A 21543-nucleotide genomic window follows, 5' to 3' on the forward strand; every position below is an offset into this window, starting at 1 on the left:
AACTGCTCCTTCAAATCGCCTTCGCCAGCGCCTCGATATCGGCCATTGACACCACGCTGACCGTTTCCGCCTCAACGGTGCGCTTGTTCATCGGCCCGAGCACCTTGGCGCCGAATTCGATGAACTGCTGGACGCCTGCTGCGGCCATCGCCAGCATCGATTCGCGCCATCGCACCACGCCCGTCACCTGATCGACCAGCCGCGCGCGGATCGTGTCGGGGTCGGTGATCGGTGCCGCCAGCACATTGGCGAAGAGCGGCACCAGCGGCGCATCGATCCGTGCAGCCTTCAGCCGGTGCTCCATCTGATCGGCAGCAGGCTGCATCAGTGAGCAATGGAACGGCGCCGACACCGGCAGCAGCATGCCCTTCTTGACGCCGTGCTCCTTGCACAGCGCCACCGCGCGTTCGATCGCGCCGATATGGCCCGACAGCACGACCTGACCGACGGCGTTGTCGTTCGCGACGGCACAGACTTCGCCCTGAGCCGCCGCATCGGCGATCGCCTGCGCCTGCTCGATCGTCGCGCCGAGCAGCGCCGCCATGCCGCCGACGCCTGCGGGGACCGCCTCCTGCATCGCCCAGCCGCGCAGCTTCAGCAGCCGCGCCGTGGTGGCAAGGTCGATCGCCCCTGCCGCGCACAGCGCCGAGTATTCGCCGAGCGAATGGCCCGCGACGAACGCGGCATGCTCGGCAAGCTTCGCGCCGCCCTCGCGCTCGAGCACACGCAGCGTCGCAATCGCGTTCGCCATGATCGCGGGCTGGGCATGTTCGGTCAGCGTCAGCGTCTCGGCCGGGCCTTCGGTCATCAGACGGAACAGGTTTTCGCCGATCGCGTCATCGACTTCCTGAAACGTCTCGCGCGCGACGGCGCTGGCGTCGGCGAGCTCGCGGCCCATGCCGACGATCTGGCTGCCCTGGCCGGGAAAAATGAACGCGCGCATGCCCTCTCCTCGATTTCTGTCGTGCGCCCGCCTAGAAACCATCGTGCCCAATGGCAAGCGCGCTTGCTTTTCCGGCGATTTCGCGTATGTGGCCGCGCTTCGGGTTTGCCCGGAACGAGTATGGACGACAGCCGGAGGGGTCTCGCGATGGGCGCGACGACCAGCAATCGGCCAAGATGAAGGACAAGACATGGCTCTTTACGAGCACGTGTTCCTTGCGCGCCAGGATCTGGCACAGGCGCAGGTGGACGCGCTGGCGGAAACCGCCACCAAGATCGTCGAGGACAATCAGGGCAAGGTCGTGAAGACCGAGACCTGGGGCCTACGCAGCCTCGCCTACAAGATCGCGAAGAACCGCAAGGCGCATTATGTGATGCTCGAAATCGATGCGCCCGCGGGCGTTGTCGCCGAGCTCGAGCGCCAGACTCAGATCAACGAAGACATCATCCGCTACATGACCGTGAAGGTCGATGCGCTCGAAGCCGGTCCGACGGTGATGATGCGCAAGAGCGACCGTGGCGAGCGCGATGGCCGCCGCGGCGATCGTGGCGACCGGCCCGATCGTGATGGCCCGCGGGGCGACCGCCCCCGTCGCGACTTCGACGGCGAATAAGGAGTTATTGAATCATGGCACGCCCCTTTTTCCGCCGCCGCAAGAGCTGCCCCTTTTCCGCCAAGGACGCCCCCCGGATCGACTATAAGGACGTCCGGCTGCTGCAGGGCTTCGTGTCCGAGCGTGGCAAGATCGTCCCGTCGCGCATCACTTCGGTGAGCGCGAAGAAGCAGCGCGAACTCGCTCAGGCGATCAAGCGCGCCCGTCATCTGGGCCTCTTGCCCTATATCGTTAAGTAAGGAAGGACTGACATGGAAGTCATCCTGCTGGAACGCGTCGAAAAGCTCGGCGTCATCGGCGACGTCGTCACGGTCAAGGACGGGTTCGCCCGGAATTACCTGCTCCCGAACAAGAAGGCGCTGCGTTCGAACGCTGCCAACCGCAAGGTTTTCGAAGCCAACCGCGAACGCATCGTCGCCGAAAACGCGTCGCGTCGCGCGCATGCCGAAACCGAGGCGAAGACCATCGACGGCATCACGCTGACTCTGATCCGTCAGTCGTCGAACACCGGCCAGCTTTACGGCTCGGTCGCGGTGCGCGATCTGGTCGAAGCGCTCAACAACGACGGCCACAAGGTTACCAAGGCGCAGGTCGTGCTCGATCGCCCGATCAAGACGATCGGTCTGTTCGACGTCAAGATCGCGCTGCACCCCGAAGTGTCGGTCGGCATCAAGGTGAACGTCGCCCGCTCGCCCGAAGAAGCCGAAATGCAGGCGAGCGGCGTCAACGTGATGGAGGCGATGTTCGAAAAGGACGAAGCCGGCTTCGTCGAAGCCTATGACCCAAATGCCGAGCCCGGCGCGACTGCCGAAGTCGTCCCGGCCGGCGAGGACGCCAACGCGGGCTGATCCCGAGCGTTGCTGCGGCAAAAGGAAAGGGCCGTCCGGTAGCTGCCGGGCGGCCCTTTCCTATGGCAGTACTTACTGAATGTCAGGGTGCCACAACATAGGCGCTCAACACGGATGCGAGCGGGAGCAGGGCAAACATTAGCGGCACGACACGACGCATTTGATCTCTTCCTTCGACCACCAAGCGGGTCCTCGCGCCATCAATGCGCGCGCGCCGCAAAGGTTGCCGAAAGCTGAACAAGCAGTCGGGCGGGTGCGCGGTCACCGCCGCCCGAACAGCTTCTCGATATCGCCATGCGCGAGTTTCACCCAGGTCGGGCGGCCGTGGTTGCACTGGCCCGAATGCGGGGTGACTTCCATTTCGCGCAGCAGCGCGTTCATCTCGGCGACCGACAGCACCCGCCCTGCCCGCACCGATCCGTGGCACGCCATGGTCGCCGCGACATGGTCGAGCCGCTCGCGCAAGCTCAGCGCTTCGTCGAACGCCGCCAGATCGTCGGCAAGGTCGGTCACCAGCCCGATCACGTCGCTCTGCCCGAGCAGTGCCGGGACCGCGCGGACCAGCATCGCTTTCGTGCCGAAGCGTTCGAGTTCGAGCCCCAGCCCGGCCAGATCGGCGGCGCGCGCTTCGAGCCGGTCGCACGCCGCCTCGTCGAGTTCGACGACTTCGGGCAACAACAGCGCCTGCCGCGCCACCCCGCCCCCGGCGAGCGCCTTGCGCATGCGTTCGAGCACCAGCCGTTCGTGCGCGGCATGCTGGTCGACAATCACCAGCCCGTCTTCGGCTTCGGCGACGATATAGGTCTGCGCCACCTGTCCCCGTGCCACGCCAAGCGGGAATGTCGTTGGCACGGGCGGCGGCATCCACGCGGGCTCGGCGCGCGCCTGAGGCACGTCCGCCGCAAAAAAGTTCGGGCGCCGGTCGTGCAGTGCCCCTGCCGGCGGTGGCGGAGCAGTCCAGCGCGCGTCGTCAGGCGGCGACGCGATCGGCTCGGCCTGCCATGCCGCCATCGCTGCGGCGTCGGGCCGCCCCGCGCTGCGGTGACCGGCAGCGTCGAGCGCGCGCCGCAAACCGCTCACGATCATCCCGCGCACCAGCGCCGGATCACGGAAGCGGACTTCGGTCTTGGCCGGGTGGACATTCACATCGACCTGATCGACCGGGACGTCGAGGAACAGCGCGACGACGGCATGGCGATCACGCGCGAGCATTTCGGCATAGGCGCCGCGCACCGCGCCCACCAGCAGCCGGTCCTTCACCGGGCGGCCATTCACGAACAGATATTGATGGTCCGCGATGCCGCGATTGAAGGTCGGCAGCCCCGCGACGCCGCCAAGCACGATCCCCTCACGCTCCAGCTCGATCGCGATGCTATTGTCGATCAGCGCCCGGTCGGTCAGCGCAGCGACTCGCCCCGGACGATCGGCATCGGGCGCGACATTGAGCGCAATGCGCCCGTCGTGGCTCAACTGAAACCCGATGTCGGGCCGCGCCATCGCCAGCCGGCGCACCACATCGAGACAGGCGGCATATTCGCTGCGCGTGCTGCGCAGAAACTTGCGCCGTGCCGGGACATTCGCGAACAGCCCTTCCACCCGCACCCGGGTGCCCGGCGGCAGCCCGGCGGGTCCCTCCTCGACCAGCACGCCATTGTCGACCACGCGGCGCCACCCTTCAGCCCCCCGCACCCTGCTCTCGAGCGCCAACCGCGCCACGCTGGCGATCGAGGGCAACGCCTCGCCCCGGAAACCGAGCGTTTCGACTGCCTGAATCGCGCCGTCATTCAGCAGCTTGTCGGGAAGTTTCGACGTCGCGTGCCGTTCCAGCGCGAGCGCCATGTCGGCGGGCGCCATGCCACTGCCGTCGTCGACCACCTCGATCAACTCGGCACCGCCCGCCGTCAGGCTCACCGAAATGCGCCGCGCGCCTGCATCGATCGCATTTTCGACCAACTCTTTCAGCGCGCTCGCGGGCCGCTCCACGACCTCGCCGGCGGCGATTCGGTTGACCACATGTTCGGGGAGACGACGTATTGACATGGCCGATTCTCTAGCCCAAGCGGCGGCTTTCCGCGACCTGAATACATCTCCAGCCGGGACGGCGAGTCTTGCGGCGCGGCTGGGGAAACGGAAAGCGGATACGGCATTGCCATGCGCGGCAAGTTCGCGTGTGGCCTGAAACGGGAATTTCGATGGCCTTCTCGCGGTTCTTCAATTTCATGTCGCATGACATGGCGATCGATCTGGGCACGGCCAATACCGTCGTCTATCTGCGTGGTCGCGGCATTGTCCTCAACGAGCCATCGGTGGTGGCGATCGAGACGATCAATGGCCAGAAGAAGGTCAAGGCCGTCGGCGACGACGCCAAGCTGATGATGGGCAAGACGCCCGACAGCATTCAGGCAATCCGGCCGCTTCGCGACGGCGTGATCGCGGATATCGACGTCGCTGAGCAGATGATCAGCCACTTCATCCGCAAGGTGCACGGCGGCAAGAGCCGCTTCATGCGCTGGCCGCAGATCGTGATCTGCGTGCCGTCGGGGTCGACCAGCGTCGAGCGCCGCGCGATCCGCGATGCCGCCCAGAACGCCGGTGCGAGCCAGGTGTGGCTGATCGAGGAGCCGATGGCCGCCGCGATCGGCGCCGACATGCCCGTCACCGAGCCGATCGGCAGCATGGTCGTCGACATCGGCGGCGGCACCACCGAGGTGGCGGTGCTCAGCCTGCGCGGGCTCGCCTATACCACTTCGGTCCGCGTCGGCGGCGACAAGATGGACGAAGCCATCGTCTCCTACGTGCGCCGCAACCACAATCTGCTGATCGGCGAAGCCACGGCCGAGCGGATCAAGCAGGAAGTCGGCGTCGCCAAGGCGCCGCTCGACGGCATCGGCCTGACCATCCACATCAAGGGGCGCGATCTCGTCAACGGCGTCCCCAAGGAAATCCAGATCAACCAGGGCCAGATCGCCGAGGCGCTCAGCGAGCCCGTCGGCACGATCGTCGAGGGGGTGCGGATCGCGCTCGAGAACACCGCGCCCGAACTCGCCGCCGACATCGTCGATCAGGGCATCGTGCTGACCGGCGGCGGCGCGCTGCTGACCGGTATCGACGATGTGCTGCGCGATGAAACCGGCCTGCCGGTGACGATTGCTGACGACCCGCTGACCTGCGTCGCCATCGGCACGGGCCGCGCGCTGGAAGACCCGATCTTCCGCGGCGTGTTGCTCAGCGCCTGACGTCGGCGGATCGGGGGCGCCATCATGGCATCGCGGCCGAGGCGACCAGGCTTTTCGCGCCGCGCGCAATATGGCCAGTTCGCGGGCTATGTCGTCCTGGTCGCCGGTGGCCTTGTCGCTGCGCTGTTGCTCGCCGTGTCGCGGCTCGACCCGGCCGCCTTCAGTGCCTTCCGCTCTGCGGCAGCGACGGTGACCACGCCGATCTCATCGGGTCTCGGCTGGGCAACGCGGACGATCGCCTCGGTGCCGCAGAGCGTTGCCGATTACTTCGGCGTCATGCAGCGCAACGCCGACCTGCGCCGCCAGATCGACGACAGCCGTGCGCAGGTTCAGAAAGCCCGCGCGCTCGATTATGAAAACCGCCGCCTGAAGCGCCTGCTCGGCGTGCGCGAACGCGTCAATAATCCGGTGGTGACGGCCCATCTGGTTAGTTCGTCGGCCTCGAGCACGCGGCGCTTTGCGGTGCTGGATGCAGGTCGCGCGAGCGGCGTCGCGATCGGCCAGCCGGTGCGCGGCCCCGAGGGACTGATCGGTCGCGTCGTCGAGGTCGGCATCAACAATGCCCGCGTCCAACTGATTACCGATCCCGAAAGCATCGTCCCGGTTCGCCGCATCCCCGACGGCTTGCCCGCGATTGCCGCTGGACGCGGCGATGGCCTGATCGAGATTCGCGCCGTCAATGCCGGCAGCGCCGTGTTCCGCCGCGGCGACATTTTCTTCACCTCGGGGATCGGCGGCATCTTTTCGCCCAATGTCCCCGTCGCGCGAGCAACGCGCGCCGCGCGCGACGTGACGCAAGCGCAAACCTTCGCGCGCGCCGATACGTTCGACTTCGCGATCGTCGAGCGCTCCTTCATTCCCCCCGAACCGCTCGCCGAGCGGCCACGCTGATGGCGCGACCGCGCGGCCCCTTTGATCCGCCGCCGCCGTCGATCATGGCCCTGGCGATTCCGGCGGGATCGGTGGTTGCTGGCTCGCTCATCACCTTGCTGCCGATCATTGCCGGTGTCCCGCTGCTGCCGCCATTCGGCTTCATGATGCTGCTCGGCTGGCGGCTTGCACGGACTGAGGCGTTGCCGGTCTGGTCGCCACTCGCGCTTGGGCTGATCGACGATCTGGTCAGCGGACAGCCGTTCGGCTTTGCGATGCTGTGCTGGGCGGCGACTTTCGTCGTCATCGATCTGTTCGATCAGCGGCTGGTTGCGCGCGATTTCTGGCAGGATTGGTTGATCGCCGGAGGCGCAACCGCAATCTATCTGCTATTCGGGCGGCTGGTTGCAGCGCCCCTGTCGGCTTATGTGGATATGTTCGTGGTTGCCCAGATCGCCGCATCAGTGATGCTTTATCCGGTGATCGCGCAGCTTGTCGGCTGGCTCGATCAACGCTGGGCGCACGCATGAACCGCCCGACCCGCATCGTCACGGAAGCGTATCAGAGCTACAGCTTCAGCCGCCGCGCGGTGGCGCTGGGGGCGATACAGGCTGGCGTCGGCCTGGTGCTCGCTGGACGTATGGCGTGGCTGTCGATCGCCGAGAACCAGCATTACGAGATGATGGCCGAGAGCAACCGCGTCAACATGACGCTGGTGCCGCCGCGCCGCGGCTGGATCGTCGATCGCAACAATCGTCCGATCGCGAGCAATCGCACCGACTTCCGCGTCGACATCATTCCCGACCGGCTGCAGGACAAGGACGCAGTGATCGCCCGGCTCGCGACCATCCTTCGGCTGACGCCAGAAGAAGTCGAGCGCATCCGGCTCGACCTGAAAGGTGCAGCCGGGTTCCAGCCAGTCGAAGTCGCCGACAATCTCGACTGGGAGCGCTTTGCCGCGGTCAACGTGCGACTGCCCGAACTGCCCGGCGTCGCCCCGACGCAGGGCTTCGCGCGCCACTATCCCGCGGGCGCCGCCGTCGCCCATCTGACCGGCTATGTCGGCGCCGCCTCGGCCGAACAATATCGCGCGCAAAAGGACCCCCTGCTCGTCACGCCCGGTTTCAAGATTGGCAAGGACGGGCTCGAGAAATCGCTCGACCAGAAGCTGCGCGGATCGCCCGGCGCCAAGCGTGTCGAGGTTACCGCTCACGGCAAGCTGGTGCGCGAACTCGCAACCCGCGCCGATACGCCCGGCGCGCCGGTAAGGCTGACGATCGATGCAGGCCTGCAGGAATATGTCGCGCGGCGGCTGGGCACCAATTCGGGATCGGCGGTGGTGATGGACTGCCACACCGGCGAAATGCTCGCGATGGTGTCGATGCCGGCCTATGATCCGAACAGCTTTTCGGACGGGATCAGCCATTTCGAATGGCAGATGCTGTCGGCGGACGACCATGTGCCGCTGATGAACAAGGTGCTGCAGGGACTTTACCCGCCGGGATCGACGGTCAAGCCGATGAACGGACTAGCGTTGCTCGCCAACGGCGTGTCGGCCGACGACCATGTCAATTGTTCGGGTGCGATCCGCGTCGGCAGCGGCCTGTTCCACTGCCACAAGCGCGGCGGCCATGGCGCAATGAATTTGCGCAATGCGATCGCGCAAAGCTGCGACGTCTATTTCTTCGAAATGGCGCGGCGGCTGGGCTATGACAAATTCGCGCCCGCGTTGCGCATGCTCGGCCTCGGCGACAAGTTCGACCTCCCCTTCCCCAGCCAGCGCTTCGGCACGGTGCCCGACTCCGCCTGGAAGGAACGCCGGTACAAAACGGGCTGGACCGTGGCCGATTCCGTTAACGCATCGATCGGCCAGGGCTATGTGCTCGTCAATCCGCTGCAACTGGCGGTCGCGGCCGCGCGGCTTGCCTCGGGCAAGATGGTCCAGCCCAATCTAGTCGCCGGACAGGCGCCGGCCGCGCCGCCGATGCCGATCGATCCGGCGCATCTGCAGGTCGTGCGCGAAGGCATGTTCAAGGTGGTGAACGGCGGCGGTACCGGCGGCGCCGCGCGGATGCAGGTGCCCGGCATCGACCTTGCCGCCAAGACCGGCACGGCGCAGGTCCGCCGCATCACCTTGGCCGAGCGCCGCTCGGGCGTGCTCAAGAACGGCCAACTCCCGTTCAAGCTGCGTGACCACGCCCTGTTTATCTGCTTCGCCCCGGCCGACAATCCGCGCTACGCGGCGTCGGTTGTGCTCGAACATAATGGCCATACCGTCCGCAATCTCGACACGCCGCTGATCGGGCGCGACATTATGACCTATCTGTTCGATCGCGACCGCGCGCTTGCCTCGCTTGCCGAGATCGAACCGAGCTGGGGCGGCGACATCGAAACGCGCATGGCCGCCCGCGCCGAGGAATTTCGCCGCTCGACCGCTGCTGCGGCAAGTGACGCCGCGACAGTGACGAACGTCGGCGCTGCGACCGAAGCGCCCGCCGTCAACGCCGCCGCCGAGGCGAGCAACACTACCGCCGCCATCGTCGGCAACAGCAGCACCGGCGGCGTCGCCGCCGACGGCACGACGGAGGATCAATGATGGCAACCCGTTACGGCATGGTCCCCCGCCCGCTTGCCCAATTGCCGTGGCGGATCATGCTATTCGTGCTGGCGATCGGCGGCTTCGGGCTGGTCGTGCTCTATTCGGCCGCGGGTGGCCATCTCTACCCCTGGGCGCTGGTGCAAGGGGTCCGGTTGCTCGTCTTCCTCGCCGGCGCGATCGTGCTGTCGCGCATCCCGGAACGCTATTTCGGGACGGCTGCCTTTCCGATCTATGGCATCCTGATCGTGATGCTGGTTCTGGTCGAACTGATCGGCGCGGTACGCGGTGGTGGTCAGCGATGGCTTGATATCGGCATTCTGCGGCTTCAGCCATCCGAGCTGATGAAGCTGTCGATCGTGCTGGCGGTTGCCAAATTCTATGACATGCTGCCGCCCAACGAGACCCGCCGCTTCGGCGCGATCTGGCCCGCCGCCGTGCTGATCGGCCTGCCTGCCGCGCTGGTGATGAAGCAGCCCGATCTCGGCACTGCCTTGATGATCTGCGCGGGCGGCGGCACCGTCATGTTCCTTGCCGGCGTGCCGCTCAGGCTGTTCGTCGGCGGCGCGCTCGCGCTGGCGGCGGCTGTCCCGTTGGCGATCAATTTCCTGCTCCATGGCTATCAGAAAAACCGGATTCTGGTTTTCCTCGATCCCGAAAGCGATCCGCTCGGAACCGGTTACCACATCAGCCAATCGAAGATCGCGATCGGTTCGGGCGGCATATTCGGCAAGGGTTTCCTGAACGGCACCCAGAGCCATCTCGACTATCTGCCCGAGGGTCATACCGACTTCGCGCTGGCGACGATGATGGAAGAATGGGGGCTGATCGGCGGGCTGCTGCTGATCGGAGCGTTCTTCGTCATCGTGCAATGGGGCATTTCGGTCGCAATGCGCGCGCAGAGCCGCTTTGCCAAGCTTACCGCGGCCGGGCTGACCGCGACGATCTTCTATTATTTCAGCATCAACATGGCGATGGTGATGGGGCTGGCGCCGGTGGTCGGCGTGCCCTTGCCACTGATCAGCTGGGGCGGATCGTCGGTCATGACGTTCATGCTGTGCCTCGGCATCCTGATGGCGATCGAGCGCCAGAACCGCGGCGTCGTGCGCTTCTGATAACGGCGGGGCGAAATAGCGGCGCCGCGATGGCGCCACCGCAAATTTGCCATTGCAATGCGCCAAACCTGCTGCTAACCGCCCGCTTCCGATCGAACGGGCCTGCCCCGCGGTCCGGAATGCCACCCGGCATGGACGCATAGCTCAGTTGGTAGAGCAGCTGACTCTTAATCAGCGGGTCCTAGGTTCGAGCCCTAGTGCGTCCACCACTTTCCCCATATTTTTCAATCGGATACAAAGCTCGTCGGATCGAGCGACCGGGAGCGTTTTCGTTCTAGGTAGCTCTCTAGGTAGCAGCGCGCAAATTCGGCGCTGCGGCTGCTCAGGCTCCACACATCAGCGCTCACGGTGAAGGATTCATGGCTAGCCCGTTGTCCGACTGCGCTTGAGCGAGTCGTCGTTTCACCACCCAGCCAGCGCGACTGCTAATACCATCTTGCTCCGCACCAGCATCGCACGCTGGGATGCCCGCTTAGAGCCGCAGTCAGCGCGGTGTCATAAGGACAGCTAGGCCACCCGAGCTCCGATCCAGATCACCCGGCCGACAATATCGACGCCCTTGCGCTGAATGCCCTGCCAACTCGGATATGCGGGGTGATCGGTCAGAACGGTCAGACGGTTCTTCGTTGGGTCGATCGCTATCCGCCTCACGAAGATTTCAGAGGACCCACGAATGGCATAAAGGCCTTCACGCACGCTCTCCTGGGTGCGAACTCGGCTAATCATAACCTCGTCGCCATTGCAGAGGGTCGGCTCCATCGCCTCACCAACAATTGGCAAGATTGCGACACTGGCGGGCTGATCACACAGACGACCTAGCCAAGCCGCATCAACCAGCCGCCATTGTGAGCGTGAATCGTTGCCTGTCCCGTTCAGCAGGGGGACTTTGATTATCGAACGCTGCCCGACTGTCGGCCCCTCCTTTCCACCCAGCACCTCTATGGGCACGTCAAAATGCAAGGCCAGCAGCGCTATGTCGCTTTGGTCAAGGCGGGCTGGAGAACCTCGTTTAATGAACTGCTGGATGTATGCCGAGTTTCTCCCGAGGAGGCGCGAGATCGATGCGTAGGTTTCTCCTCGCTCGCTGATTAGGCCATCCAACGCCTCCCGCGGCTCCATCCTATCATCTCCTTCGATTTCCTACCTCTCTATCACACGCCTGAGGACGAATCCTAGTCGGACAGACCCCACAAGGTCAGTAGGGCAAGCGAAGGAAGCAAACGCCGCACGGGAGCATAGATGCCACGGCACCAGCGCTATTGGGTCGGCCTCGACGCCGGCCACCTGGAGACTGCAGTCTGCCTCGTCGATGCCGAAGGCCACACATTCTTCGAGGCTATGACTGAGACCCGTGCCGCTCCGATCAGAGACATCCTTCGACGGTTCGGCGTTGAGCCCGTCCAGACCGTCACGATCGAGGCCGGTGTCGGCACTCAAATGGTTCGGGATCTCCGTTCGTTCGGGTTCCCCGTTCAAGTCGTCGACGTTCGCAAATCAAGCAAATTCCTGGCGATCCGAAGGCATAAGACCGATGCGAATGACGCCAGAGGTCTCGCCGAGCTCGGTCGGGTCGCCCAGTCAATGGGTCCTCAAGTTTTTGTGAAACCGGTGGAACACCAGGACATCCGCATAATGATCAACATCCGTCGAACCTTGCTAAAGCAACGTGCGAGAACGGATGCGTTGCTGCAGTCCATATTCAGATTGCACGGCGCCAACATCAAGCTCCTGAATGGGCGAGGATCGCTCGCGGCTGAAGTTGCGAACCAACTCAGGCTTTTGAGCACCAACGGCGTGACGATCCGCGTCGATTTGGATCCTCTGGTCAGCATGGGAGAAGCTCTACGCTCTCATATCTCGAATATTGATCGAGAGATGCGCACAATGGCTGCCAGCATCCCGGCTTGCGCCAGATTTCAGACAATTCCTGGCGTTGGGACAATCACGGCGCTGTCATTTTACAGCGCCGTAGGAGACCCATACCGATTTAAGAACAATCGAGATGTCGGACCTTATCTCGGCCTCACGCCGAATTTATATCAATCCGGCGTCACTGCGCGCCGTGGCCGGATTAGCCGATACGGAAACAAGCTGACCAGGTCGCACCTAATCACGGCAGCCACCGTCCTGCTTCGCACAATCAAAACCGAAAGTTCGTTGCGCACTTGGGGCCTGCAACTGGCAACCAAGATCGGATTTCTTAAAGCTCGTGTTGCGGTGGCAAGGAAGCTCGCTGTGATCATGATGGCAATGTGGAAGACGAGCACCACGTTTCATCCAGATGAATCGAGACCACGGTTGCTCCACCCGGAGCAGGCAGGCTTGGACCCCGTACGGATTTCTGGGAGCACGATCCCGTTGTAGGTAATTGGGCCAAGCCTGCCGTCTGATCCCGCTTCCGGCGGCCTTCCGTAAAGCGTCAAAGATGACCCATTATCCGCCAATTCAGCTTTAGGGCATCAAGAATGACACCTTATGCCACCACGGGATTTAATGCGGACCAGGCAGCGACGCTTCCGATCGATGCCGTGTCTCGGCCGCGACGCTAGCTTCATGGCGCGACTGCCGGGAACGCCAGACTACGCGCGAGATTCTCAATTTTGTCGCGCCATGCCAACTTTTCTAGCCATGATCGGCGGATCGCCGATGCGCCGTAGATTGCGCCGGCCAACTGCCCTGCAATTGCGGCAGTAGTATCGGCATCGTCACCGAGGTTAGCTGCCAACAGCACGGCGTCATCGAAGTTCGTGGTGTTTGCAACCGACCAGATCGCTGCTTCGAGGCTGTGCGCTACGAATCCGCTGCTCGAAATCTGATCGCGTGCTTTCCCGCGCCAGCTACCGGCCATGATTGGGCCAATCTCAGGTCCATATTCGCCCGAGGGAACCGCCAGGGCATCCTCAAAGCTGGCACCTAGGATAGCCGCCCGCAAGACCAGTGCATACGCTTCACAGGCATCGAGGCACGCGTCTGCAGCGTGCGTGGTCATGCTCTGTCGGCGGGCTACTCGCGTTACGACAGCGGGATCGTGCCGGGTCCCCCAAATCGCAACAGGCGCAAGCCGCATGAGGGAGCCGTTTCCTGCTGAATACGGATCGGTCGAGCCTGCGATCGGGTCGCCCGTTTCCTCGAAGCGGGCAAGGGCCTGGCGGGTTGCAATGCCAATATCGAAACAACTGCCGGTGGGACTGAAGGCGCCGTTCCTCCACCAATCGACAAAGCGCCGTTGTGCTTCGCCTGGCTCAAAAGCCGAGCCCTTGGCCGCGCTGGCGAGCAGAGCTTCTCCCAGCGCCAGGGCCATGGAAGTGTCATCGGTCCAAGTCCCCGCATCCAAGCCGAATGGCCCTCCCCCGACCATGTCCGTGATGTGGGCATAGCTGTCGCGCGGCTTGAACTCGAGCGTCGTCCCCACAGCATCTCCGACCGCCAGTCCAACCAAACAGCCATAGGACCGATCATAGATACGCTCGATCTCTCGCAGATGATCTTCTTGTGCCTTCGTCTCGATCGCGCCAGGCCTGACGCGGCGAACTTGAGCGATTGCGCTGCTAGCGTCAGCAAGGCCAAGTTCGACTAGCAGCCTCGCTGCCACAGTACCGGCCCGGCCGAGCCCGCCGCGGCAGTGGACGAAAATGCCGTTCCCGTTGATGAGCAAGCCGCGCAGCTGAGCTCCGGCCGTCCGCCATCTTTGCTCGAATGCCTCGCCAGGAGCCGTAACGTCTGTGATCGGGAGATGAAACCATTCCATTCCTCGCACAGCAACCGCATTCTCCAGATCTGCGACCCCGAGCAACTCCATCTCGTGCTTTTCAATCAGAGAGACGACGGCAGCAGCCCCCCACCCGCGCACCGCGTCCAGATCGACGGCAAGGTCACGCTTCCAGTCAAAGCCAGCGAGCGCAGGCCCTTGCTTTCCGGGGCAGAAGGATATGCCGATGCGGCCTGATGCGGCCGAAAGTGTAGGGATCTGGATCGGATCAGTGGTGCTTGTTCGATGATTTCTGCTCATCGCGTTTTGTTACGACCCATGTGCGACATTATCGGTCGCATGTACCTAAGGCATCTGACAGGTATTGGTGGCGCAGGGGCGGAGCCCGACTTTCATCAGGCTGTTGCCTTTTTGGGTTTAGGTTGGCCCGCCTTCCCAGACGGAGAGACTCGGATTTGCAGATGCCCGGTCTCGGTTCTGCGAGATTCAAAGCTGCCCGCCTTCTCGACCAGGTCGCTCAGCTTGCTTTCACCATAGGTTCGGGGGTCAAAGTCTGAAGCGAGCGCTGCAAGGCGTTGGCCCACCCGCCCAAGAGGTACCCAGCCCCCTTCATCATCGAGCTGTGAGATGGCAGTTCGGATCAAAGGTGCCGCAGCAGTGGGCGATTTCTTTACGCTGGCCGGACGGGCATCCTGACGACCTGGCTCATCTGACGTTGGCGCCTCAGGCAGCAGGTTCTCGGTGTAGATGAAGCGGCGACACGCTTGTCGGAAGCTCTCAGGAGTTTTCTGCTCTCCGAAGCCGTAGACATCTATCCCCTGCTCACGAATACGCGATGCCAAGCCGGTAAAATCACTGTCGGAAGAGACAAGGCAAAACCCGTCGAACCGACCGGTATGCAAAAGATCCATCGCATCGATGACCAAAGCGATATCCGAAGCATTCTTGCCGCTGGTGTACGCAAAGTTCTGGTGCGCCTTGATCGCGTGAGTGGCGAGAACGTCGGCCCAGGATTTAAGCCTGGTGCCGGAGAAATCCCCGTAAATTCGGCGGACACTTGCTTCACCGATCTTTGCAATCTCTTCAAAGAGGCGCGGTGCGATCCGGGAAGATGCATTGTCTGCGTCAATCAAGACAGCAAGTCGTGGGGTGCGAGGTTCATTGGCCATTTTTCACCATTGCGTTGGTATGCATTAATCAGCCGATAAAACTTGCGAGACGGCGGCTGATAACGGTCTGATCTTGAGGGGTCCTGAGCAAGCGCTTGGCCCTATCGTGCGCGAATTCATCCACATTGAGAACGACTAAACTGTAGCCATGCCTCGGCAGCAAATCGGCGCGGCGCTCATCATATCGTCGGCGCTGTTCACCCCGAGGAACGCCGGAAACCGTTGGCTTATCGTCGAAGAATCCGACACGTTCGCGGTGTTGGCGCTCATGATATTCCACGACGAGGCCAAGAGCAGGATAAAAGCCATCGACAGGCAATGGCTTCCGGTGACCACGCCGATCTGGATCTCCGGTCAGAAACGGGAAGCAATGCTGTCGGACGGCCTTCAGTCCGAGAACCGCGTCACAGAGATCGAGCACGTAATGCTCGTCACGAATTGCGGCCTTGCAAGCGCCTTGTGCAGCCTTTGACGTCGATCGGAGCCTGACACTCCCTCCTGTTAGCTGCGCCATGACCCGTTCGATGTCTCGGTGCTGATCGCTCCCTCGCACGACCTCCCAACGACCGTTGTGCGAATGCCAATCGAGACTTGCAGCTCGAAGGGCAGCTCGTAGGCGCTTGGGGTTTATGCCGCTGGCGGCCGCCATTTCTACAGCCGTTATCAATTCGCTTGGACCAGCCACCCAATCTTCCTTTTCCCAATCGACGAGCCGGGACGAAATGGCCGCGAACCAGGCCACCCTCGATTTTCACAGAAAATGCGAACGAATTTCCAGGTTTGATCGCCCACTCCCCATATCACCGGGCTTTCTGCGGCAAATTGACATCACGGACGGGAAGAAACAGCAGGGGATTATGCCCCTCAGATTTTGCGGCATCGAGCCATTCTCGACCGGAGACGCCTCGGCGCGCCAACTCATGAAGCGTCTCAGCAGTACCGGCAGCGGCGATCTCGCGATCGCGCACTCGAGCAACTGTTGCGCGCAAGTCGCCTGCCTTCTGCTCCAAAACCTCTAACCATGTAGATGTGCCAGCATTTTCCATTGGGGCGTGGGCCAGAACGAGAGGGGCAAGCTGGATTGCCTCCCCCAACTGTACCAGCGTGAGTGCCCGAGAACTTGCAGCTTCCCTAGCCATATCGTCTTGGGAGGATGCCATCCGTGCCGTGACGCGAAGCCCTGATGCGAGAGCGAAGGCTTCGACCAAGGGGGTCCGTGTTGAGCACATTGCTCGCGGCGCCTAGCTCGCGAGCGCGGCGCTCGAAGCTGTCCGCTAGGAAATGTGCATCCCGAGCAATTGCAATCCACTCTCTTTGGGATGCGGATGGCAACCAGGCCTCTTCAACCTGATCTACCAATGTACGAAGTCGCGTGAAATCCTCTGCGATCCTCTCGGTTCGCATGGCCTCCAGTCCCCGTACGATGGCATCAAGGTTTGGAAGGATCGCGTCGACCTTCTCCTCGACCCTGGCGATGCGCTTCGCCAAGATCGCGGCGCCAGCTACGGAAACACCAATACCGATCCCACTGACCGCAAGGTTTGCGATTTGCAGCGACTGAACGACAGATATCGCAGCCTTGATCTGCTCGTTCTGAACGACGGTAACTGCATCCATCGCCATTTGCGGCAAGCCAAGCGGACTCAAGTTCAACAAAGAGGATATTGCTGACGTCTCTTGCAGATGACCGACAACCCGTCCCGAAGAAACGGACTGAATTATCGAACCAGCAACGCGGTACTCGCCTGATGACACGCCAGCCAGCAGTTCGGCAGGCACTTCTCGCAGGACCACGTGAGAAAGTGCCCCGATCATAGCGCTTTTGCACGTTTGGCGGCATGGTCAAATTCCGCGGTCAACTGCTGCAGGATTGAAGGTGAGTTTTCATCTCCACCAATTAGCGAGGCAACGACAAAGGAACGGACGCGGTCACGCAGTCTGGCTTTAGTCCGGTCGCGGATCTTCGCCGTATTGACCAGCCCTGTTGCAATGCCCAGTCCGGCGAGCGCGCCGCCGCCGAGTACAACCGGCCAGCTGATTGTTGTCGTGGTGACCAGTCCAAGCCACGCGGTCGTCGTTGTCACCGCTGCGAAAGGAAGCGATGCGGCAGTCGCAACCCCCGCAGCGAGTGGCACTGCTGCTGCAGCGATATCCTTGGCGCCATCGAATGCAGCTTCCGGTTGCTCAGCATAGTCCGGACCTCTCACCCAGACGGCTTGTTCCTCTACAATCGCCGCAAGGGCGGCGTTTGCTTCGTTGAGAATCTCAATCGCTACAGGCTCTGCAACCTCCCGAACTTTCGGAGCGATGCTGTTTTGCAGGAACGCGGACTGGGCCAAAAGGCCGTCCTTCAGGCTTGCATTGGAAACGTCCTGCTCAGCGCTCGCTATCAAGTCGGCCGCGACCTGATTGAGTGTTCTCGCCGCAACAAGCGAGTATTCCGACGCCCAATCATCGATCCGGTGCCCGAGAAAAATGCGATTAAATAGGCCCATTCTCGTCCCTCGTTCTCGGTCAGCCGTAAGCCAAATTCTTAAAAGCGACCACCCACGACAAAAACGGTCGCATGGCTACTGCCGGCACAGCTTCGTCATGTTGAGATTTGACCAATCAGAAGGTACGAAGCTGAACGCAAGCCTGGCGGCCACCCGCCATGGAATGAGTAGTTGGATCCTGCGACCGAATTTGTCGTGACAATCATTCATCCACCGGCGACGTATGAGGAAGGGTTCAAGAAATATGGATAAGTTCCGGATCCGCTGGGTGGACTCAGTGCACACATGCGATGATTTCGAACTCATTCTCCAGGCGCTCGAAGTGGGTCGAGACGAAGGTCCAATCATCTTGGTTCCTCGACGGACGGCACGTCGTCTTGGTACTAAAGCGGGGGCGGACTATCAGGCTTTGGTGTTCGAAAATCCGGACTGGCTCGGCGCGCACCTTGTAGAGTATCGGGACCAACTCGATCACGAAATCTGGCTTGGTGTCTGCGAGGGTGTTCCACGGGAGAAGCGGCAAAATGCAACAGTAGCCCTGTGGCACTATGCGAAACTGATAAATGAGCTCGCAGGTCGGCATCGGAAGCTTCCACGGCCGGCGCGAGCTGCCTCCTCAGCACCCCTTGTGTACGGTGCTATCAAGGAGCCACCAACCGAATGCGTGGAGGCGTTCCTCGAACAATTCGGAGATGCCTTCGAAAGCATGGCTGCGGAGTATAAGAATTTTCCGGCAAACATTCTGATTTCACGAGCATGACGCCCATTCCGGTGGGACTGATCGCTCTCGCTTGAGGGATCCAGGGCATCACTGCTCGCGCAGCTAACGTATCAGGATATTCGGGATAAAATGTCGCTAGGCCGTCTTCGCAATATCGTGAACCTCGCCGTGCCGACGCTTTTCCGACAAATAAGCGGTGGGCGTGTCCGGTGCGAAAGCGAGGCAACGCTTCAGTTACATCTCGGTCGCATCATCTCGACTGCTGCCGATCTCGAGATCATCAGCGAACGCGAGACCTTCTCGATAGAACTGGAAAAACCGCTTCGCAGCAATGGCGGTAACCCTGCGGTGAGGGCCGCCTTGCGCTGATTTGCTGACGTGCCGAGAAGGCACCGGTGCAAGCGCTGGTGCTTGCACCGGTGTTAGAGACGGTGCGATGGGTCAGGTGACGGTATTTTCTGGCGTTCAGCGCCGCCGGTACTGGTCAGATGAGCAGAAGCATGCGCTGGTGTCGGCGATTTCAGCGCCCGGGGCGAACGTTGCGGAGATTTCCCGTCTGGCCGATGTTCGACCTGGTCAGATCTATCGCTGGCGGCGGCAGCTCGAGCAGGCAGGCCACGGCTTTGCGCAGGTCCAGGTGCAGCCCGATCCTGATCCTGCGCCTGTTGCTGTTGCGGGGACTGCGATCATCGTGGAGTTTGAGCGTGCGATCGTGCGGATCCCGGCAGGCGCATCTCCAGGTCTGGCTGCGGCGGTCCTGCGATCGGTGAAGCCGTGATCCCAGTTCCTTCCGGTGTCCGGATCTGGATTGCGACAGGACATACCGATATGCGGCGCGGCATGCGCAGCCTTGCCCTGCAGGTTCAGCAGAGCTTCGGTCGCGACCCGTTTGTCGGCGATCTGTATATATTCCGCGGACGGCGCGGCGACCTGTGCAAGGTGATCTGGCACGATGGCGTCGGCATGTCGCTATATGCCAAGCGACTTGAGCGAGGCCGGTTCATCTGGCCATCGGCAACTGACGGGGTTGTTGCCATTTCCGCATCGCAACTTGCCTGCATGCTCGAGGGCATCGACTGGCGTAATCCGCAGGCAACATGGCGCCCTACAATCGCCGGATAAGTGGCTGTCGATGGCCTAAAAAGCTAGGGATTCCGGGGGTTTTATGCTATGGTTTTGGCCATGGTGGATGCAAGCCTTGCAGAGATCCAGAGCCTTCGCGAGCAGCTTGCCGCCGCCCGCGAAGTCGCCGCAGAAGTGGCCCGCATCAAGGCGATCAACGCCGATCTGGAAGCTCGCAATGCCCTTCTCGAGCTGCAGAACGAGAAGATGCGCCGGGCCCTTTATGGACAACGCTCGGAACGCTCCCGCCAGCTGATCGACCAGATGGAGCTGGCTTTCGAGGAGTGCGAGGCCGCAGCCAGCGAGGACGAGGTCTTTGCAGCCCTGGCTGCCGCCTCAACCAACGTCGCACCGTTCGAACGCAAGCGGCCCGCACGCAAGCCATTGCCCGATCATCTGCCTCGCGAACGCGTCGTCATCTCCGCGCCAGAGGCCTGCCCGTGCTGTGGTTCCGATCGTCTGTGCAAGCTGGGTGAGGATATCACCGAGACGCTCGAGGTCATCCCCCGCCAGTGGAAGGTGGTCCAGACCGTCAGGGAGAAGTTCTCTTGCCGGGATTGCGAGAAGATCACCCAGCCCCCGGCACCTTTCCATGTCACGCCCCGCGGACTGTTCGGCCCCAGCTTCCTGGCGATGCTGTTGTTCGAGAAGTTCGGAGCGCACCAACCACTCAACCGCCAGCGCGATCGCTATGCCCGCGAAGGTGTCGAGCTCAGCCTTTCCACCCTGGCCGATCAGGTTGGAGCCTGCACCGCGGCGCTGATGCCGCTCTACCGCCTCATCGAAGCGCATGTCCTGGCCGCCGAGCGACTGCATGGCGATGACACGACAGTCCCGGTCCTGGCGAAGACGAAGACCGATACAGGCCGGATCTGGACTTATGTCCGTGACGATCAGCCTTTTGGCGGTCCAGCTCCACCTGCGGCGATCTTCCATTATTCCCGCGACAGGCGCGGCGAACATCCCGTCAGCCATCTGCGCAGCTGGACAGGTATTCTTCAGGCTGACGCCTATGCCGGATACAACGCGCTATTTCGCGCCGATCGGATTCCGGCACCGCTGACACGCGCGCTGTGCTGGAGCCATGCGCGTCGCTATTTCTTCGAGCTCGCGGATCTCGACACGCAGCTCAAGAAGCGCCGCAAGAAGGCGCCCGTCATCTCGCCGATCGCCGTCGAGGCGGTCCACAGGATCGATGCGATCTTTGATATCGAGCGCGCGATCAATGGCCGATCGGCCGACGAGCGGCTCGCCGCCCGGCAGGAACACAGCGCTAAACCGGTCGCCGATCTTGAAGCATGGCTCCGCGACAACCGGTCGAAGCTCTCAAAGAGCAGCCCCGTCGCCGAGCCCATCGACTACATGCTCAAGGCATGGCCTGCCTTTACCGCCTTCCTCGACGATGGCCGCATCTGCTTGTCGAACAATGCAGCAGAACGGGCGCTCAGAGGTATCGCCCTGGGCAGAAAGTCATGGCTGTTTGCCGGCTCTGATCGTGGCGGTCAGCGCACCGCGTTCATGCTCAGCCTGATCGCCACCGCAAAGCTCAACGATGTCGATCCTCAAGCTTGGCTGGCTGATGTGCTTGGTCGCATCGCCGAAATCCCGCAAAGCCAGCTCGCCGACCTGCTCCCCTGGAACTGGCGACCCGCTCAAATCCAGCGTCAGGCTGCCTGAACCGCGGTACTCACCGCAGGCTTACCAATGGCGGCAAGCGAGGTCGGATTGATGTCTGGTTCCGGCTCACCGACGATGAAGCCCGCGAATGGCGCTGTGCGATCGAGCTCAAATTCTTCAAACGAGAGAACCACCGCGAGCCGAACAACCGGTACGACGTTTTCAAGGACATCGCCCGCTTGGAACAGTGCGCCGACGTGGCCGATATCGGCTTTATGCTGGTAGCGACCGACCATCGCCACTACGTCGATCAAGGCGGCTATTCGAGCGATACGAGTGATTTCGATTTCCGGCACGAACGCCAGTACGGGGCGGGAACAACACTCACTTATAAGACCGGAGCGTATGGTCCGCCCATCACCCTCGCCGGGAGCTACGCATTCCGCTGGTCTGAATGCAGTTCGGCACTTCCATATATGCTGCTTGAGA

Annotated in this window: 24 protein-coding genes and 1 tRNA gene; 17 read left to right on the forward strand and 8 right to left on the reverse strand. The window is 62.3% G+C overall.

Annotation, left to right across the window (positions count from 1 at the left end):
• Positions 1-10 precede the first annotated feature (10 nt).
• On the reverse strand, positions 11-943 hold the full coding sequence (fabD, locus tag AX672_RS17100; RefSeq protein ID WP_066653608.1) for an ACP S-malonyltransferase: 933 nt from the start codon (positions 941-943) through the stop codon (positions 11-13).
• A 190-nt stretch (positions 944-1133) separates the two neighbouring features.
• Here fabD and rpsF point away from each other — a divergent pair, with 190 nt between their 5' ends.
• Genes rpsF through rplI form a run of 3 tightly spaced genes read left to right on the forward strand, consistent with a single transcriptional unit; the run spans position 1134 to position 2404 of the window.
• Complete coding sequence (gene rpsF / locus AX672_RS17105) at positions 1134-1556, forward strand: 30S ribosomal protein S6 (RefSeq protein WP_066653610.1); 423 nt, start codon at positions 1134-1136, stop codon at positions 1554-1556.
• A gap of 14 nt (positions 1557-1570) precedes the next feature.
• On the forward strand, positions 1571-1795 hold the full coding sequence (gene rpsR, locus AX672_RS17110) for a 30S ribosomal protein S18 (RefSeq protein WP_010543816.1): 225 nt from the start codon (positions 1571-1573) through the stop codon (positions 1793-1795).
• Between the two features lie 12 nt (positions 1796-1807).
• Positions 1808-2404, forward strand: a complete 597-nt coding sequence (gene rplI, locus AX672_RS17115) for a 50S ribosomal protein L9 (RefSeq protein WP_066653617.1) — start codon at positions 1808-1810, stop codon at positions 2402-2404.
• A 261-nt stretch (positions 2405-2665) separates the two neighbouring features.
• Here the strand turns inward: rplI and mutL are convergent, their stop codons facing one another.
• Positions 2666-4444 carry a DNA mismatch repair endonuclease MutL gene (gene mutL / locus AX672_RS17120; RefSeq protein WP_066653620.1) on the reverse strand — a complete coding sequence of 593 codons (1779 nt, stop codon included), beginning with the start codon at positions 4442-4444 and terminating at the stop codon, positions 2666-2668.
• Between the two features lie 152 nt (positions 4445-4596).
• On the opposite strand from mutL, the gene AX672_RS17125 reads away from it, so the two are divergent.
• From AX672_RS17125 to AX672_RS17150, 6 genes are all read left to right on the forward strand, one after another.
• Positions 4597-5640, forward strand: a complete 1044-nt coding sequence (locus AX672_RS17125) for a rod shape-determining protein (protein WP_066653621.1) — start codon at positions 4597-4599, stop codon at positions 5638-5640.
• A gap of 24 nt (positions 5641-5664) precedes the next feature.
• Entirely contained in the window at positions 5665-6531 is an 867-nt protein-coding gene (mreC, locus tag AX672_RS17130; RefSeq protein WP_066653623.1) for a rod shape-determining protein MreC, read from the forward strand.
• Positions 6531-7040, forward strand: coding sequence for a rod shape-determining protein MreD (mreD, locus tag AX672_RS17135; protein WP_066653626.1), 510 nt, complete (start codon positions 6531-6533; stop codon positions 7038-7040). The genes mreC and mreD overlap by 1 nt, the downstream gene beginning before the upstream one ends.
• Positions 7037-9106, forward strand: a complete 2070-nt coding sequence (gene mrdA / locus AX672_RS17140) for a penicillin-binding protein 2 (protein ID WP_066653627.1) — start codon at positions 7037-7039, stop codon at positions 9104-9106. Before mreD ends, mrdA begins: the two co-directional genes overlap by 4 nt.
• Positions 9106-10221, forward strand: a complete 1116-nt coding sequence (gene rodA, locus AX672_RS17145) for a rod shape-determining protein RodA (protein ID WP_066653637.1) — start codon at positions 9106-9108, stop codon at positions 10219-10221. The genes mrdA and rodA overlap by 1 nt, the downstream gene beginning before the upstream one ends.
• Positions 10222-10354: 133 nt before the next feature.
• Positions 10355-10430 (forward strand) — tRNA-Lys (locus tag AX672_RS17150).
• A gap of 298 nt (positions 10431-10728) precedes the next feature.
• Here the strand turns inward: AX672_RS17150 and AX672_RS17155 are convergent.
• Positions 10729-11340 carry a S24 family peptidase gene (locus AX672_RS17155; RefSeq protein WP_066653640.1) on the reverse strand — a complete coding sequence of 204 codons (612 nt, stop codon included), beginning with the start codon at positions 11338-11340 and terminating at the stop codon, positions 10729-10731.
• Between the two features lie 120 nt (positions 11341-11460).
• Here AX672_RS17155 and AX672_RS17160 point away from each other — a divergent pair, with 120 nt between their 5' ends.
• A complete protein-coding gene (locus AX672_RS17160) occupies positions 11461-12585 on the forward strand; it encodes an IS110 family transposase (RefSeq protein WP_066653642.1) in 1125 nt (374 codons plus the stop codon).
• 187 nt (positions 12586-12772) lie between these two features.
• Here AX672_RS17160 and AX672_RS17165 read toward each other — a convergent pair whose 3' ends face one another.
• Positions 12773-14230: an ADP-ribosylglycohydrolase family protein gene (locus tag AX672_RS17165; protein WP_066653648.1), complete on the reverse strand. Its 1458-nt coding sequence runs from the start codon at positions 14228-14230 to the stop codon at positions 12773-12775.
• Positions 14231-14325: 95 nt separating this feature from the next.
• Complete coding sequence (locus AX672_RS17170; protein WP_066653650.1) at positions 14326-15099, reverse strand: NYN domain-containing protein; 774 nt, start codon at positions 15097-15099, stop codon at positions 14326-14328.
• A gap of 148 nt (positions 15100-15247) precedes the next feature.
• Here AX672_RS17170 and AX672_RS19145 point away from each other — a divergent pair, with 148 nt between their 5' ends.
• Both AX672_RS19145 and AX672_RS19150 read left to right on the forward strand, forming a co-directional pair.
• Entirely contained in the window at positions 15248-15571 is a 324-nt protein-coding gene (locus AX672_RS19145; protein ID WP_066653652.1) for a hypothetical protein, read from the forward strand.
• Between the two features lie 157 nt (positions 15572-15728).
• A complete protein-coding gene (locus tag AX672_RS19150; RefSeq protein WP_231731419.1) occupies positions 15729-16118 on the forward strand; it encodes a hypothetical protein in 390 nt (129 codons plus the stop codon).
• 112 nt (positions 16119-16230) lie between these two features.
• Here the strand turns inward: AX672_RS19150 and AX672_RS17180 are convergent, their stop codons facing one another.
• Complete coding sequence (locus AX672_RS17180; protein ID WP_231731420.1) at positions 16231-16914, reverse strand: hypothetical protein; 684 nt, start codon at positions 16912-16914, stop codon at positions 16231-16233.
• Entirely contained in the window at positions 16911-17594 is a 684-nt protein-coding gene (locus AX672_RS17185) for a hypothetical protein (protein ID WP_066653654.1), read from the reverse strand. The genes AX672_RS17180 and AX672_RS17185 overlap by 4 nt, the downstream gene beginning before the upstream one ends.
• A 244-nt stretch (positions 17595-17838) precedes the next feature.
• Between AX672_RS17185 and AX672_RS18740 the strand changes: the two genes are divergently transcribed.
• From AX672_RS18740 to tnpC, 5 genes are all read left to right on the forward strand, one after another.
• Positions 17839-18354, forward strand: coding sequence for a hypothetical protein (locus AX672_RS18740; protein WP_168727534.1), 516 nt, complete (start codon positions 17839-17841; stop codon positions 18352-18354).
• A 90-nt stretch (positions 18355-18444) separates the two neighbouring features.
• A complete protein-coding gene (locus AX672_RS17195) occupies positions 18445-18684 on the forward strand; it encodes a hypothetical protein (RefSeq protein ID WP_066653657.1) in 240 nt (79 codons plus the stop codon).
• Positions 18685-18751: 67 nt separating this feature from the next.
• Positions 18752-19093, forward strand: coding sequence for a transposase (locus tag AX672_RS17200; RefSeq protein ID WP_033927433.1), 342 nt, complete (start codon positions 18752-18754; stop codon positions 19091-19093).
• The gene (gene tnpB / locus AX672_RS17205; protein WP_066653660.1) at positions 19090-19437 is read left to right on the forward strand and encodes an IS66 family insertion sequence element accessory protein TnpB; all 348 of its coding nucleotides are present in this window, start codon (positions 19090-19092) and stop codon (positions 19435-19437) included. Before AX672_RS17200 ends, tnpB begins: the two co-directional genes overlap by 4 nt.
• 60 nt (positions 19438-19497) lie before the next feature.
• Entirely contained in the window at positions 19498-21114 is a 1617-nt protein-coding gene (tnpC, locus tag AX672_RS17210) for an IS66 family transposase (protein WP_066653661.1), read from the forward strand.
• On the opposite strand, the gene AX672_RS18745 is transcribed toward tnpC, so the two are convergent.
• The gene (locus tag AX672_RS18745; RefSeq protein ID WP_168727535.1) at positions 21102-21410 is read right to left on the reverse strand and encodes a hypothetical protein; all 309 of its coding nucleotides are present in this window, start codon (positions 21408-21410) and stop codon (positions 21102-21104) included. The genes tnpC and AX672_RS18745 overlap by 13 nt on opposite strands.
• Positions 21411-21543 lie beyond the last annotated feature (133 nt).

The sequence above is a fragment of the Sphingomonas sp. CCH10-B3 genome (assembly GCF_001556185.1).
GTDB classification, from domain to species: domain Bacteria; phylum Pseudomonadota; class Alphaproteobacteria; order Sphingomonadales; family Sphingomonadaceae; genus Sphingomonas; species Sphingomonas aquatica.